The 14192-nt window shown below is 59.0% G+C and carries 15 protein-coding genes; 3 read left to right on the top strand and 12 right to left on the bottom strand.

The window, feature by feature from the left end; all coding sequences use genetic code 11:
• Nucleotides 1–10: 10 nt before the first annotated feature.
• Nucleotides 11–853: a transporter substrate-binding domain-containing protein gene (locus tag ACQZ63_RS22920; RefSeq protein ID WP_111788743.1), complete on the bottom strand. Its 843-nt coding sequence runs from the start codon at nt 851–853 to the stop codon at nt 11–13.
• 112 nt (nt 854–965) lie between these two features.
• Between ACQZ63_RS22920 and ACQZ63_RS22925 the strand changes: the two genes are divergently transcribed.
• The 3 genes from ACQZ63_RS22925 (at nt 966) to arsK (ending at nt 3600) form a co-directional block, all read left to right on the top strand.
• Complete coding sequence (locus tag ACQZ63_RS22925; protein WP_003518035.1) at nt 966–1889, top strand: LysR family transcriptional regulator; 924 nt, start codon at nt 966–968, stop codon at nt 1887–1889.
• Between the two features lie 141 nt (nt 1890–2030).
• Nucleotides 2031–2402, top strand: coding sequence for an ArsR/SmtB family transcription factor (locus ACQZ63_RS22930; protein WP_013761980.1), 372 nt, complete (start codon nt 2031–2033; stop codon nt 2400–2402).
• Complete coding sequence (gene arsK / locus ACQZ63_RS22935; protein WP_111802064.1) at nt 2389–3600, top strand: arsenite efflux MFS transporter ArsK; 1212 nt, start codon at nt 2389–2391, stop codon at nt 3598–3600. Before ACQZ63_RS22930 ends, arsK begins: the two co-directional genes overlap by 14 nt.
• Nucleotides 3601–3604: 4 nt before the next feature.
• Here the strand turns inward: arsK and arsH are convergent, their stop codons facing one another.
• From arsH to ACQZ63_RS22990, 11 genes are all read right to left on the bottom strand, one after another.
• Nucleotides 3605–4333, bottom strand: a complete 729-nt coding sequence (gene arsH / locus ACQZ63_RS22940) for an arsenical resistance protein ArsH (protein WP_035199836.1) — start codon at nt 4331–4333, stop codon at nt 3605–3607.
• Nucleotides 4308–4733, bottom strand: coding sequence for an arsenate reductase (glutaredoxin) (gene arsC, locus ACQZ63_RS22945; RefSeq protein WP_003518039.1), 426 nt, complete (start codon nt 4731–4733; stop codon nt 4308–4310). The genes arsH and arsC overlap by 26 nt, the downstream gene beginning before the upstream one ends.
• Nucleotides 4734–4735: 2 nt before the next feature.
• Nucleotides 4736–5794, bottom strand: a complete 1059-nt coding sequence (gene arsB, locus ACQZ63_RS22950; protein WP_111788747.1) for an ACR3 family arsenite efflux transporter — start codon at nt 5792–5794, stop codon at nt 4736–4738.
• Nucleotides 5794–6150 (bottom strand): ArsR/SmtB family transcription factor, encoded by a 357-nt coding sequence (locus ACQZ63_RS22955; protein ID WP_003518041.1) that lies wholly within the window; start codon nt 6148–6150, stop codon nt 5794–5796. The genes arsB and ACQZ63_RS22955 overlap by 1 nt, the downstream gene beginning before the upstream one ends.
• A 261-nt stretch (nt 6151–6411) precedes the next feature.
• A complete protein-coding gene (locus tag ACQZ63_RS22960) occupies nt 6412–7131 on the bottom strand; it encodes a ribonuclease activity regulator RraA (protein ID WP_003518042.1) in 720 nt (239 codons plus the stop codon).
• Nucleotides 7132–7165: 34 nt separating this feature from the next.
• Entirely contained in the window at nt 7166–7963 is a 798-nt protein-coding gene (locus ACQZ63_RS22965) for an NAD-dependent epimerase/dehydratase family protein (protein WP_111802063.1), read from the bottom strand.
• A 16-nt stretch (nt 7964–7979) separates the two neighbouring features.
• The gene (gene araD / locus ACQZ63_RS22970) at nt 7980–9704 is read right to left on the bottom strand and encodes an L-arabinonate dehydratase (protein WP_003518044.1); all 1725 of its coding nucleotides are present in this window, start codon (nt 9702–9704) and stop codon (nt 7980–7982) included.
• 39 nt (nt 9705–9743) lie between these two features.
• Nucleotides 9744–10823 (bottom strand): ABC transporter ATP-binding protein, encoded by a 1080-nt coding sequence (locus ACQZ63_RS22975; RefSeq protein WP_003518045.1) that lies wholly within the window; start codon nt 10821–10823, stop codon nt 9744–9746.
• 23 nt (nt 10824–10846) lie between these two features.
• Nucleotides 10847–11890 carry a carbohydrate ABC transporter permease gene (locus ACQZ63_RS22980; RefSeq protein ID WP_003518047.1) on the bottom strand — a complete coding sequence of 348 codons (1044 nt, stop codon included), beginning with the start codon at nt 11888–11890 and terminating at the stop codon, nt 10847–10849.
• Complete coding sequence (locus tag ACQZ63_RS22985; RefSeq protein ID WP_003518048.1) at nt 11883–12851, bottom strand: carbohydrate ABC transporter permease; 969 nt, start codon at nt 12849–12851, stop codon at nt 11883–11885. Before ACQZ63_RS22985 ends, ACQZ63_RS22980 begins: the two co-directional genes overlap by 8 nt.
• A 57-nt stretch (nt 12852–12908) precedes the next feature.
• The gene (locus tag ACQZ63_RS22990; RefSeq protein ID WP_065663186.1) at nt 12909–14177 is read right to left on the bottom strand and encodes an ABC transporter substrate-binding protein; all 1269 of its coding nucleotides are present in this window, start codon (nt 14175–14177) and stop codon (nt 12909–12911) included.
• Nucleotides 14178–14192 lie beyond the last annotated feature (15 nt).

Raw genomic sequence — 14192 nt, forward strand, 5'->3', positions numbered from 1 at the left:
GACCTGCCGGTCACTCAGTCGCCGGCAGAGTGGCGGGAAGCTCCATCTGCGCGCCGAACCATTTCTTCTGGAATTCGGCCAGTTTGCCGGATGCATTGAGCTTTGCCAATTCACTGTCCATGAAGGCATTTAGCGTCGCACTGTCAGTATCGTTGCGGCCCGCCCATGAGAAATAGGTCTTCGGTCCGAAGGTCGGCAGAACGACTTCAAAAGCATCCGGCCGCTGGCGTGCAGCTTCCAGAAGGTTTGGAAGCGAGTTGACGACGGCGCGCAGGCGCCCGGCACCGAGGTCGGCATAAGCTTCCGAGAAATCCGTGTAGCTGGAGACCGTCGTGGCATCCTTGCCGGCCGCCTTCAGTTCGGCGGAAAACGTCTCAAGCGCCTTGAGCTGCGCGGAGCCCGCCTGCGAGCCGACGGGCTTACCCGCGATATCTTCCGGCTTGGAGATCTCGGCATCGCCCTTGCGTTTCAGGATTGCCATCGTCGCATCGGCAACGGGTGCTGAGAGCTTGTAGGCCTTCATGCGTTCCGGCGTCACGGTGACCGAGGTCACGACATAATCGAAGCGGCTGGCGGCAAGGCCTGGCAGGATGCCCTGCCAGGGCAGATCGAGACGCTTCAGCTCAACGCCCGGCAAGGCTTTCATGACTTCTTGCATGATGTCAGCGGAATAACCGACGATCTTGCCGTCCTCGACAAATTCGAACGGCGCAAACCGGGCCTCGGTTGCGACAGTGAAAACCTTATCGGCCTTGATCTTTTCCAGAAGATCGGCGGCATGGGCGGATGCGCCGAGGCTGACGGCGAAGACTGCGCAGAGCGTGAGAGATTTCAGAGTGGGCAGGTTTTGCATGGTTTCGTTCCCTTATTGGTTTGTGATTGGGGAGGAGGAAACCATGGACATTATTCCAGAAAAATAGGAAACTGATGGAGTTTATATTTGTAAAATTGATGTAACGGTCCCCATGCAGCTCGCGCAATCCGACCTTCGTTCTCTCGCCGTCTTCCGCGCCGTCGTGGAGCACAAGAGTTTTCTCGGCGCGCAAATCACGCTCGGGCTGAGCCAGTCCGCTGTCAGTTTCCATATCAAGGCGCTGGAAGACAGGCTCGGTTTCAAGCTGTGTCGGCGAGGGCGATCCGGTTTTGAATTGACGGATCGCGGCGCGCTCGTACATGAGCGTTCGAAAGTGCTGTTCCTGGCGCTGAACGCCTTCGAAAGCGATATCGGTACGCTCAAGAACCGTATTACCGGTACGTTGCGACTGGGACTTGTGGACAACACGATTACCGATCACGACCTGCCCATTCACCGGATCATCGCCCGCATCAGCGAAAAGGCACCGGAAGCACGTATCGAGCTGGTGATCGACACGCCGGACGCCCTGTTGTCGGAAATTGCCAATGGCGGCCTGGACATCGCACTTTTACCGGAAACGCTGCCGTATCAGGGCCTGAAGCTTTCGCGCTTCAGGGAAGAGGCGCATTCACTGTATTGCGCGAAGGGACACCAGCTCTTTCATCTTCCCGATGCCGAACTTTCCGTCGAGCGCATCGAATCCTTCGATTTTGTCGTGCGGCCCTATGCCAATATGCGTGAGCTGCAATATTTTCCGCAGGCACGGGCGCGCGCTTCGGCCTCCAACATGGAGGCGCAGGCGATGTTCGTGATGTCCGGCCACTATGTTGGGTATCTGCCTGATCATTATGCGGATGATTGGGTCCAGAAAGGAATTTTCCGGCCGTTGATGGCAGCAAAGACCCGTATCCAGTCCACCTTCGTTATTGCCACGCGGTCCGCTGAAAAGCCTTCGACGGTGCTCGATTTCTTCATTCGCGAACTCGCCGGTTTCGCATCAGAGGCGTTTCACAAGAACGCGCGCAAGGCGTAGAGCATACGCCGCTCATAGCCCCGTCGCCGCGAACGCCTACGTATGTTCCAGAGGGGCAAGTGTGATCTCGGGAAGAAATTGCCTTGCCGATGGCATCGCCGTTCGCTATCCATACTTCAATAATTCAAGGATTATTGAAGTATGGATCAGCATCAGGCTCTTTCGGCATTTGCTGCCCTCTCTCAGGAGACGCGCCTCGCGATCGTTCGAGCACTTGTCGTTGCCGGTCCTGACGGACTGGCCGCCGGTGCAATCGCCGAGCGCATGGGCGTCTCGGCGACGAACGTGTCGTTTCATCTCAAGGAACTGGAGCGGTCTGGCCTGGTCTCGCAACGACGAATATCGAGGTCTATCCTTTACAGCGCCAGCTACGACACTTTGGCCGAGCTTGTGAAATTCCTGGTAGAAGACTGTTGTGCCGAACATCCGGCGATTCTGGAGAATGTCGAGCGAAGCGATGGATGCGCCAGTCCGGCCGGCACTTCCTCCGATGGGGGCAATGTCGTTGCATAATTCGAAAGTACCTGCTGGCATCGTCTCAGCGCTTGGCCTCACGCAGATCATCGGTTACGGCACTCTCTATTACAGTTTCAGTATTCTTGCCCCCGGCATGGCGGAAGACCTCGACCTGACATTGGCGGAGGTATTTGGCGTCTTCTCGGTGTCGCTTTTCATCGGAGGTCTGTCGGCAACCTATATCGGCAGGCAGATGGATAGGATCGGAGCCGCCACGGTGATGACGGTCGGCTCAGGCCTTGCGGCCTTGATGCTGTCGCTCTGTGCCTGGTCACCGTCAGTCGCAATCTTCGCCGTTGCCATCATCCTGCTCGAGGTATCGTCCGGAATGGTGCAGTATCAGGCCGCATTCGCGACGCTGGTCGAAAGCGATCCCAGAACCGCATCCAGGAGCATCACCTACCTCACGCTGATCGGTGGGTTCGCATCGACGATCTTCTGGCCGATCTCGGCCGCGCTTTCCGAATGGATGTCGTGGCGTGAGATCTATCTGGTCTTTGCAGCGCTGAATCTGTTCCTTTGCATGCCTCTACACGTCTGGATCATGCGCGTCGGCAAGACCGGACCGAATGCGGATGCGGCCGTCCCTCGCGAAGCCATAATCGGAGCAATCCCCCACGATGCGCGCCGCCGAAGCATGATCATGGTGTCGTTCGCCTTCGCGCTTCTCGGATTTTCGCTTGCCGCGATCCTCGCGCACATGGTGCCGATGCTCGGTTCCATCGGGCTAGGTGGCGCGGCAGTAGTTATAGGATCTCTGTTCGGTCCGGCACAGGTCGCAAGCCGCCTGATCAACATGGTCTTCGGAAAGAACCTGTCGCCGCCAGCGCTCGCCGTCCTGTCGGCGGTGCTGATCGTGTTCGGCATCCTGATCTTGCTGGCAACGCGAGACTGGCTACCGGGGGCAGTCGCGTTCGCAATCTGCCTCGGGCTTGGGTCAGGCATCAACAGCATCGCGCAGGGCAGCCTGCCACTCTATCTGTTCGGATCGGAAGGGTATGGCGCGATCACGGGCAAGATGGCGGCAGCTCGACTGGCGCTCGGAGCCGGGGCACCCTTCGCGTTCGCGGCGTCCATGGAAAACTTTGGCCTGAGCCTGTCACTCATTGGAAACGCATGTCTCGGCGCGGTCAGCATCACGGCATTCGTTGCGGTGGCAGCATCCTGTCGGCGGCCAGCCACCGCAACAACCTAGGTCGTCAGATCGATTTCAGGGAGACCCGCTTCTCCAACTCGACCGCTTCTTCCTTCCGCTCGCTGTAGCGGTCGGTCAAATAGGCCGAGGCATCGCGGGTCATGATGGTGAACTTCACCAGCTCCTCGCAGACATCTACCACCCGGTCGTAATAGGGAGACGGCTTCATCCGTCCGCTAGCATCGAACTCCTGATACGCCCTTGCGACCGACGATTGGTTGGGGATGGTGATCATCCGCATCCATCGCCCGAGGATACGCATCTGGTTCACGGCATTGAAGGACTGGCTGCCGCCGGAAACCTCCATGACGGCGAGCGTCTTGCCCTGTGTCGGGCGAACAGATCCGAGTGAGAGAGGAATCCAGTCGATCTGCGACTTCATGATGCCGGTCATCGCGCCGTGGCGCTCGGGGCTTACCCAAACCTGCCCTTCCGACCATTGCGAGAGCTCACGCAATTCCTGCACCTTCGGGTGGCTCACCGGTGCTTCGTCGGGCAAAGGCAGGCCCTTCGGATCGAATATCCGAACTTCGCATCCAAGCCGTTCGAGCAGCCGCCCTGCTTCGAAGGCAAGCAAACGACTGTAGGATACCTCGCGTAGCGAACCGTAGAGGATCAGAATGCGGGGCTTATGTGTCGAAAAGGCCGGACGCAGAGCATCGAGATCAATCGCGTGCAGGTGCTGGCCCTCAAGTGCGGGGAATGTGTCAGGCAATGCGCTTTCCTTCATCATCGAGGACCTGTTCGCCGTCTTCTTTGGTAAACGGCCCCTTGAATGCGTCTGCCGGAAGTATATCCAGAACCACTTCCGAGGGGCGCGACAACCGCGTACCCATCGGGGTGATGACGAATGGCCGGTTGATCAGGATTGGCGTCTCGAGCATGGCATCGATCAACTGGTCATCGGTCAGTTCAGGATATCCAAGCCCAAGCACCGTATAGGGCGTGCCCTTCTCGCGGATCGCCTCGCGGACGGTCAGCCCGGCGTCGGCGATCATCTTGACGAGTTGCTCGCGGCTCGGCGGGGTTTTCAGATACTCGATCACAGTGGGTTGAATACCGGCGTGCTCAATGAGTGCGAGGGTGTTGCGCGAAGTGCCGCAATCCGGGTTGTGATAGATGGTGACGTCCATGCTCATTGCCTTTCGGTAATTGTGTTTCGGGAAACGGCTGGGGCCGCCTCGTACCAATCCTTCGAGCGGTTCACGATCCAGACGACCGAGAGCATGACCGGAACCTCGATGAGGACACCGACAACGGTTGCCAGTGCTGCGCCTGATTGAAAACCGAACAGGCTGATAGCGGCCGCAACTGCGAGTTCGAAGAAATTGCTTGCACCGATCAGTGCCGACGGACCGGCAATGCAGTGCCGTTCGCCGCTCATCCGGTTCAGAAGATAGGCGAGCCCGGAGTTCAGATAGACCTGGATAAGGATGGGGATTGCAAGCAAGCCAATAACGGCCGGTTGGGCGATAATCTGCTCGCCCTGGAAGGCGAAGAGAAGAACCAGTGTTGCAAGCAGCGCTAGCAGCGAAATCGGCTGCAGCCTTGCGAGAATGCGATCGAGCATCCGTGACGTTCCGTCCGCCATGAGCCGGTGCCGGATGAACTGCGCGAGGAAGACGGGCACGACGATATAGAGGGCAACGGAGAGGACGAGCGTGTCCCATGGAACGGTGATTGCGGACAGGCCAAGCAAAAGGCCGACAATGGGAGCAAAGGCGATGACCATGATCGCATCGTTGAGTGCGACCTGCGAGAGCGTGAATAGTGGTTCGCCGCGTGTCAGGTTAGACCACACAAAGACCATGGCAGTGCAGGGCGCTGCGGCAAGAATGATCAGTCCCGCAATATAGGAGTCGATCTGGTCAGCGGGAAGATAGGGGCGGAACAGCCAGCCGATGAAGAGCCAGCCCAGCAACGCCATCGAGAACGGCTTGACGGCCCAGTTGATGAACAGCGTGACGCCGATACCCCGCCAGTAGGTGCCGACCTGCGTGAGAGAGCGGAAATCGATCTTCAGAAGCATCGGAATGATCATCAGCCAGATCAGGATTGCGACCGGGATATTCACCTTGGCAATCTCGGCCGCGCCAATGAGCTGGAAGACGCCGGGCAGCAAATGGCCGAGGGCGACACCGACGATGATGCACAGAAACACCCAGACGGTTAGGTAACGTTCAAATGTGGACATCAGGCGGACTTTCCCGCGTGTGGAGTGCAGCAGGGCGTCAACTCGGCGATCAGCGGAGCGCAAAGCTCTGCCGATCCACCACAACAATCTTTCAGGAGAAACAGCGTCATGTCGCGAAGCTGTTCTATCTGCGCGCGATACATGATGATTCTGCTCTGGCGTTGCGATGATACGAGGCCCGCGCGTGACAGAACATTCAGATGCGCGGACATGGTGTTTTGCGGCACCACCAGCGCGCGCGCGATGTCACCCGCCGGCAAGCCTTCCGGTGCGTGCCGCACAAGAAGCCGAAAAGTTTCGAGACGGGTTGGCTGGGCAAGCGCCGCCAAAGCGAGAATAGCTTGTTCTTGTTCCATATATCCAGATTAATGGAAATATAGGCATAGTCAATGTGTTTTTGCGGGTGTTACCAAACACCACAAACTCCAGGGGATCATTTTACGACTATCGACAGAAACCCATTTCGGGCCGGTTTTTAGTGCGAAAAAGTCGTCGGCCCAGTCGCTTCGGCGACTTGGTATTATTGTACATGCGAGTCCGCCTGCATGAGTGGGACGCTACCCATGCAGGCTTGCTTCAAGGCATTGCGGACGAAACCGGCAAGCGTTCTGTTCGGCTCACGCGCCCGAACGGTCTCTCTGTTCGCGCCATACGGCGAAAGCTTTCTGGTGTTCGTCCTTCGTGCAGGGATAAAGACCGATGATGGTTGCGCCGCCCTTCACCTGTTCGACCACGAAATCCTCGTAAGCGGTCATTTCCACCGCTTCTGTCGCGATTTCGTCGGCAATTCCGGCGGGGATGACGATGACGCAATCCGCATCACCGACAATGATATCCCCGGGGAAAATCGGGGCATCGCCGCAGCCGATGGGGCCGTTGATTTCAATTGCTTCGTGTTTCGTGAGGTTTGTAGGGCTGGATGGTCGGGTGTGGTAGGCTGGAATATCCAGCTCCGCAATCGTCGCAGCATCGCGGAAACCGCCATCCGTAACGACGCCGGCAGCACCGCGCACCATCAGGCGGGTGATAAGAATATCACCAGCGGATGCGGCGCTCGGGTCTTTGCGGCTGTCCATGACCAGTACGTGGCCGGGCGGGCAGGTCTCAATGGCGACGCGCTGGGGATGTGCTGGGTTGCGGAATTCCACCAGCTGGTTGCGGTCTTCGCGGGCGGGCATGTAACGCAGCGTGAATGCAGGCCCGACCATGTTCGCGCCCTTGTGGCCAAGCGGGTGGACGCCCTGAATGACCTGGTTGCGCAGGCCGCGCTTGTAGAGTGCGGTTGCGAGGGTGGCGACGGAAACCGTCATCAATTTTTCCCTGGTTTCTGTATTCATCTTATTCTCCTCGAATAGCGTGAGTGTCTGCACATCAGTTTTTGTGGATCGGTTCGTCTATGAAAACGCCGCCCTGGTATTTCGCGATTGCGGCATCCGGATCAGGGCGAGGGACATCCCGTTCGATATCGGCCCGGAAGCGTGCGGCATTATCCCGCCGCTGCCAGCCGAGAAAATCGACGTGGGAATTATCCCACCAGCTGTCGTCATTGGCAGAGACGCCCCAGATGACCAGGCAACCGAGTTTTGGCGCGTGAAATACGGCCTCTACCAGGGAGACCAGATCGTCATGGCTGAGCCAGGTGGATAACATGCGCCAGTTGGTGGGCTTCTCTTCGCAGGAGCCAATGCGGACGATGGCCGTTTCCTGTCCGAATTTGGAATGGTAGAGGCTCGCCATTGCCTCGCCGAAAATCTTCGAGACGCCGTAAAGGCCATCCGGCAAAAACGGCGTCTGCGGCGATAGCTGCTCACCCTGCGGATAATATCCGATGGTGTGGTTGCTGGAGGCAAACAGGATGCGTGGCATGCCAGCAAGCCTTGCTGCCTCGTAAAGATTATAGACACCGCGCAGATTGGCGGCCTCGATGGGATCGTAAGCCTTTTCGACGGAGATGCCGCCGAGATGGACGATGCCGTCGCAATCCTTGACCAGCGTATGGACGGCGCCACCGTCCTCCAGAGAGCAGCGGATGATCTCTTCATTCGCTGCCGCCGCACCCATATCAACCACATCCGAAAGGCGGATGATCTCCGCGAGATGGCCGAGCCTGCCGCGCAACATGCTGCCCAGCTTGCCGCCGGCGCCCGTAATCAGCAAACGTTTCATCATTTTGCGCGCTCCCGTCTCAGAATATGTCGGGTTCGCCAGCTGTGCGGCCGAAATCCGTCTGCAGGAAATCGAAATCGCATCCGGCATCCGCCTGGGTAACGTGTTTCGAGAAGATGTAGCCATAACCACGCTCGTAACGCGGCGGCGGCGCCTGCCATGCGGCCCGACGCTGGGCGATCTCCTCTTCGCTGACCAGCATGTCGAGACGGCGCTGGGGCAGATCGAGCCGCACGATATCGCCGGTCTTCAGCAGGGCAAGTGGACCGCCGACGAAGCTTTCCGGCGCGACATGAAGAACGCAGGCGCCATAGGAGGTGCCGGACATGCGGGCATCGGAAATGCGCACCATATCGCGGTGACCCTTCTTGATCAGCGCCTTGGGGATGGGCAACATGCCCCATTCGGGAAAGCCTGGGCCGCCAAGCGGGCCCGCATTACGCAGAACCAGAACGTGATCGGGCGTCACATCCAGATTTTCATCGTCGATCGCCGCCTTCATCTCAGGGTAGCTATCGAAGACCAGCGCCGGACCTTCATGGAAATGGAGTTTCGGATCGCAGGCGGCGGGCTTGATCACAGCACCATCCGGGCAGAGATTGCCGCGTAGAACGGCAAGCGATCCTTCAGCGTAAACAGGGTTATCCAGCGAGCGGATGACGTCGTCATTATAGACCCGCGCGCCTTCGAGGTTTTCGCCCATGCTGCGGCCGGTGACGGTGAGCACGGAACAGTCTAGACGGCTTTCGATCTGCTTCATCAGGGCTCGCAGACCGCCCGCATAGTAAAAATCCTCCATCAGGTAATCTTTGCCGGAGGGGCGAACATTGGCGATAAGCGGCGTCACGCGGCCGAGTTCGTCCAGCTCGTCCAGCGTCATCGGCACACCGGCGCGGCGCGCCATGGCAATCAGATGCACGACGGCATTGGTGGAACAACCGGTCGCCATGGCAACGATGGCCGCATTCCGAAACGCGGGCGCAGTCAGAATACGATCCGGGGTCAGCTCCTCGGCCACCATTTCCACAATGCGACGGCCACAGCCTGCCGACATGCGTTGGTGTTCGGCGTCCACCGCCGGGATGGAGGAAGCGCCGGGCAAAGTGAGACCGAGCGCATCGGTGATTGCCGTCATGGTCGATGCCGTACCCATGGTCATGCAGACGCCGGCGGAGCGGGCAATGCCGCCCTGCACGCCGCGCCATTCTTCATCGGTCACGTTACCGGCCCGGCGCTCGTCCCAGTATTTCCAGGCATCGGAGCCGGAGCCCAGCACCTTGCCGGCATAGTTGCCGCGCAGCATCGGCCCGGCCGGAAGATAGATCATCGGCACGCCGGCCGAGATCGCTCCCATGACGAGGCCGGGGGTGGTCTTGTCGCAACCACCCATCAGCACCACGCCATCCAGCGGATGCGAACGGATCATTTCCTCCGTCTCCATGGCGAGCATGTTGCGATAGAGCATGGAGGTCGGCTTGGTGAAACTCTCATCGACCGAAAGCGAGGGCATCTCGACCGGGAAGCCACCTGCCTGTAGAACGCCGCGCTTCACATCCTTCACACGTTCGGGAAAATGCGAGTGACAGGTATTCAGCTCCGACCAAGTGTTGAGAATGCCGATGACGGGCTTGCCGGCAAAATCCTCCTCCGAATAGCCAAGCTGCATCATGCGTGAGCGGTGGCCGAAACTGCGCAGATCGTCGGGCGCGAACCAGCGGGAGGAACGGAGTTTTTTGTCGGTCATGTCAAAGGTCCTGCTTTACGGGGGCGTGGCGACGGAGGCTTAGTCCTGCTTCAGCGTAAGCCCGCTTTTCGTATCGAAGAGGTGGATATGTTGGAGCGGCGCCGACATGCGGATGACTTCGCCAGCTGATGTCGATGTCTGCCCCGCAAGATGCAGGGTGACGTGGCTGCCGTCACCGAGGTTGCCATAGAGATAGGATTCCCCGCCGAGCTGCTCTGCCGTGCGCACGGACATGGTCACCGCACCATCCGGTGTGGGCTGCACATGGTTGGGGCGAATGCCGAGCGTGACCCTCTGGCCGGGTGCGTAGGAAAAGCCGCTCTGCGGCAACGGGATCAATTCGCCGGTCGCGATTTTAAGGGACGGCTGACCTTCTGCTACTACTTCGCCGGCGAAGAAGTTCATCTTCGGCGAACCGATGAAGCCTGCTACGAAAAGGTTTGCGGGGCGATTATAAAGATCGAGGGGAACGCCGAACTGCTCGAGCTTTCCGGCGCGCAGCACGGCAATCTTGTCGGCCATCGTCATGGCCTCCACCTGATCGTGGGTCACATAGATCATGGTATTGCCAAGACGCCGATGCAGGCTGGAAATCTCGCCGCGCATATCCACGCGCAGTTCCGCATCGAGGTTCGACAGCGGCTCGTCAAACAGGAAAACCCGCGGTTCGCGCACGACAGCGCGACCGATCGCGACGCGCTGTCGCTGGCCGCCCGACAGATCCTTCGGCCGCCGCTCAAGCAGCTGGTCGATCTGCAGCATCTTGGACACCTGTGAGACCTTCTCGACGATGTCTTTTTTCGGAGTGCCGATGTTTTCCAGGCCGAAGGACAGGTTTTCCCGGACCGTCATATGCGGGTAGAGCGCGTAGGACTGGAACACCATGGCAAGCCCGCGATCGGCAGCCGGAACCGCGTTCACCACATCGCCGCCGATGACGATATCGCCGCCGCTCAGCTCTTCAAGACCGGAGATCATGCGCAGCAGCGTCGATTTTCCGCAACCGGACGGGCCGACGAAAACACAGAACTCGCCGTGCTTGATATCGAGATCGATACCCTTGATGACGTCGAGGGCGCCATATGTTTTTTTGACCTGACGAAGCTCTATACTTGCCATTGTGTCATTCCCTCCCTTGAGGATCATTTTCCGCCGGTCGATGCGATGCCGGTGGCGATATATTTTTGCAGGAACATGAAGACCAGCGCGATTGGCGCCAATGTCAGCACCGTCATGGCCAGCAGATTGCTCCACTCTGTCGTCATTTCGCCCTGGAAGGAGTTGAGCGCCAGTTGCAGGGTGAAATTGTCGTTACGCGTCAGCACGATAAGCGGCCACAGGAAGTCGTTCCAACGCCACATGATGGCGAGGATGGCCAATACCGCGAGCGCCGGTGCAGACAGCGGCAGGATGATGCGCCAGTAGATTTTCCATTCGCTGGCCTTGTCCATGCGTGCCGCATCGAGGATTTCATCCGGGATGGTCAGCATGTATTGGCGCAGCAGAAATACCCCTGTCGGTGTGGCCGCTCCTGGAATGATCACACCCCACAGGCTGTTGATCATGCCGAGCTGGCTGGTGATGAGAAAAAGCGGAACGAGCACGACGGTCTGCGGGATCATCAACGTTCCGACGACGAGTGCCAGAACCACGCCTCTGCCCTTGAAGCTGTATTTCGACAGTGCAAAGGCCGCCATGGAGTTCACGATCAGCATGATGACGGTCGACGTCACGGTGATGAAGGTCGAGTTCCAGAAATAAAGCGGAAAGTTGAAGCGCTGGAAAAGCTCGGTGTAGTTCTCCGTCGCCAGTGCAACCTTCTCGGCCGGGCGCAGCTCGTTGAACGGCATCTTCATGACTTCGCCGGGCTTTGCCGGATCCACCACCTGGGCGACGAGCCCGACGCGCCTGATCATGCCGAGCTTGCGGCCTTCCTTGTCGACAAAGGCCGGCAAAGGTGCGGCCTGACCGTCAATGACCACCGTTTCCTGCGCATAGGGAAGCAGGCGCGGCGGAAACCGCTGGAGGTCGGCTTCCGTCTTGAAGGAGGAGAGAACGAGCCAGAGAACGGGTCCGAACATCATCAAAACGGCAACGCCGAGATAGGCGTAGGACAGCCAGTCGGTCCAGTGCAATTTGCCGTTTCTGCCGCGTGTGCGGGTTAGAAATGCGCCAATCCTAGCCATCGACTTTGCTCCTGTTGGCCCGGAATTGCAGGGCAGTCAGCACCACGAGAACCACGGCAAGCAGCAGCGAAGCGGCCGCGGCCAGTCCGAAGTTGCGGGGTGTTCCGGCAAAACCAGTCTGATAGATGAATTGAATGATGAAGGTCGTCGCCGAACCCGGCCCACCGCCGGTAAATGCGAAGACTTCATCGAAGGTCTGTACGCCCTTGATGAGGGACAATACGAGAACCACCAGCATGGTCGGGGCGAGAAGCGGCATTGTGATCCGTCGGAAAATCCGCCACGGGCTTGCCTTGTCCAGCTGTGCCGCCTCATAGACGTCACGCGGAATGGCCTGAAGGCCGGCAAGCAGGATGAGCGTGTAGAAGCCCATATGCGCCCAGACGGACAGGAATACCGACCATCCAAAGGCAAGGTTGGCCTCCAGCAGCCAGTCCACCGAACCGATACCGAGGGAATCGAGCGCAGCGTTCAGGACGCCGAAACGCTGCAATATCCACTTCCATATCAGCGCCACGACCACCGGTGAAAGCAGCACGGGAAAGAAGAAGACGGCGCGGAAGAAACCGCGTGCCCTGATGTCACGGTTGAGCACGACCGCCGTAATCAGCGAGAAGCCCACCATGAACCCGACCTGCAGCACGACGAAGAAAAGCGTGTTCCAGACGGAGCGCCAGAAAAGATCGCGCTGACAGGAATTGGGATCGAAATAGTTCTGGCACGAGAGAAGGACCGAGAAGTTTTCGCCGCCCACGGAGGGGCGTTCCGACAGCAGGATATGCTCGCTGCCGGTCACTGAATAAGCCATGTTGAGAACGATCGGCAAAAACGCGAAGACCGCAAACAACAGGAGGTTGGGCGTCAGAAACACCCATGCGATGCGCCGATGCCCGAGCATTTTCTGCAAGAGGGCGAAAGGCAGCTCTATGATGCCCATGACGGGCGCAAGAAGTCTGTACATTGATGGTCCTCCTTCGATCCGGCGCGGCGCGGCAAGGCCGCGCCGGAAGGCGATGGATCACTTCGCCTGTTTCAACGCTTCCTCAAGATCGGCCTTCGCACGTGTCATGGCGTCGTCAACCGAGCTTTCGCCAACAATCGCCTGCGTGACGCGCTGGACGGAAATGTTGAACATCGCACGGTTGTTCTTGTAGCCCTGATAGGCGTAGGCGACGGGGCTGATACCGGGGACCTGATCCAGCCACGCGTTCATGGCCTTCTGGGTCGCCGGGGTTGCGCCGGTGTAGTCGATAGGCTTTGCGCCGACGGCCTTGTGAGCCGGGACGTTGCGGGTACGGACGGTGAAATCGAGGTAATTTTCGTCCTGCGCGAGGAAGTTCAGAATATCCGCGACGATCTTGGGGTTCTTGGTCTGTTTGAAGCCCACGATACCCGTTCCGCCCGGCATGCCGGTGCATGCGGCCGGTCCGCATGGCTGCGACACGACTTCCCAGTCGAAAGCATCGCCGACCTGACTGTCGAAGCGCGCTGTCTGCCAGCTGCCGGAATAATAATAGACGAGCTGACCGTTGATGAATTCCTGCGCCGCATCGCGGTAGGTGTTGCCACCCTGACCGGCCCAGACGTCGCGCGCCATGGTACCGTCCTTGTTCCACTCGACGAATTTCTTCACGAAAGTGGTGAAGCCCTCGTCGACCAGGATCGGCTTGCCGTCGGCGTCGAAAAGTTTCGCACCGTAGGAAATAGCCGGACCGGCGATACGGTGACCGGAGCGGTCGATCGCCATGGGGTATGGCGAGCCGGTGGCCTTGGCCACTTCATTTGCTGCCTTCGCCCAGTCGTCAAAAGTCGCATCCTTGCCGGGAACGGCGACTTTCGCCTGATCGAACAAGGTGCGGTTGATGAAGGCGCCGGTAATGGTAAGCTGCGTCTGCATACCATAGATGCCCTTGTCGTCCGGGCCGCTACGATACCATTTCAGCACATCGCCGAAATTGTCCTGCCAGTACTTCGCATCCACGTAGGGCGTCAGGTCGAGATAATAGCGATTGAGGCCGCCAAGATCGGTGACGGTTGCGAAATCCGGGCCGCTGCCGCCGGCGAGCTGCACCGGCAGGCCTTCGAGAAGCGCCTTGTAGGGCACGATATCCGTAACGATCTTGACGTCAGGATGCTGTTTTTCGTAACGCGACAGGATGTCCTTCAGGACTTCGCAGCCGTTGCCGTCATAGGCGCAGGTGAAGCGAACTTCCTGTGCCTCAGCGGCACCGGCAAAAGATGCCGTCCCCAGGGCCAAGGCAAACGCCAGGCTGTATTTTCTGCTCATCTGGTTTCCTCCCTT

The sequence above is a fragment of the Agrobacterium sp. CG160-95 genome (assembly GCF_053521725.1).

Excerpts from the sequence above, each read along its gene's own strand:
- ACQZ63_RS22930 (WP_013761980.1), top strand. The coding sequence starts at position 2,031 with ATGGATCAGCATCAGGCTCTTTCGGCATTTGCTGCCCTCTCTCAGGAG.
- ACQZ63_RS22920 (WP_111788743.1), bottom strand. The coding sequence starts at position 853 with ATGCAAAACCTGCCCACTCTGAAATCTCTCACGCTCTGCGCAGTCTTC.
- ACQZ63_RS22990 (WP_065663186.1), bottom strand. The coding sequence starts at position 14,177 with ATGAGCAGAAAATACAGCCTGGCGTTTGCCTTGGCCCTGGGGACGGCA.
- ACQZ63_RS22955 (WP_003518041.1), bottom strand. The coding sequence starts at position 6,150 with ATGGAACAAGAACAAGCTATTCTCGCTTTGGCGGCGCTTGCCCAGCCA.
- ACQZ63_RS22960 (WP_003518042.1), bottom strand. The coding sequence starts at position 7,131 with ATGAATACAGAAACCAGGGAAAAATTGATGACGGTTTCCGTCGCCACC.
- ACQZ63_RS22965 (WP_111802063.1), bottom strand. The coding sequence starts at position 7,963 with ATGATGAAACGTTTGCTGATTACGGGCGCCGGCGGCAAGCTGGGCAGC.
- arsH (WP_035199836.1), bottom strand. The coding sequence starts at position 4,333 with ATGATGAAGGAAAGCGCATTGCCTGACACATTCCCCGCACTTGAGGGC.
- ACQZ63_RS22985 (WP_003518048.1), bottom strand. The coding sequence starts at position 12,851 with ATGTACAGACTTCTTGCGCCCGTCATGGGCATCATAGAGCTGCCTTTC.
- arsB (WP_111788747.1), bottom strand. The coding sequence starts at position 5,794 with ATGTCCACATTTGAACGTTACCTAACCGTCTGGGTGTTTCTGTGCATC.
- arsK (WP_111802064.1), top strand. The coding sequence starts at position 2,389 with ATGTCGTTGCATAATTCGAAAGTACCTGCTGGCATCGTCTCAGCGCTT.
- ACQZ63_RS22980 (WP_003518047.1), bottom strand. The coding sequence starts at position 11,890 with ATGGCTAGGATTGGCGCATTTCTAACCCGCACACGCGGCAGAAACGGC.
- araD (WP_003518044.1), bottom strand. The coding sequence starts at position 9,704 with ATGACCGACAAAAAACTCCGTTCCTCCCGCTGGTTCGCGCCCGACGAT.
- ACQZ63_RS22925 (WP_003518035.1), top strand. The coding sequence starts at position 966 with ATGCAGCTCGCGCAATCCGACCTTCGTTCTCTCGCCGTCTTCCGCGCC.
- arsC (WP_003518039.1), bottom strand. The coding sequence starts at position 4,733 with ATGGACGTCACCATCTATCACAACCCGGATTGCGGCACTTCGCGCAAC.
- ACQZ63_RS22975 (WP_003518045.1), bottom strand. The coding sequence starts at position 10,823 with ATGGCAAGTATAGAGCTTCGTCAGGTCAAAAAAACATATGGCGCCCTC.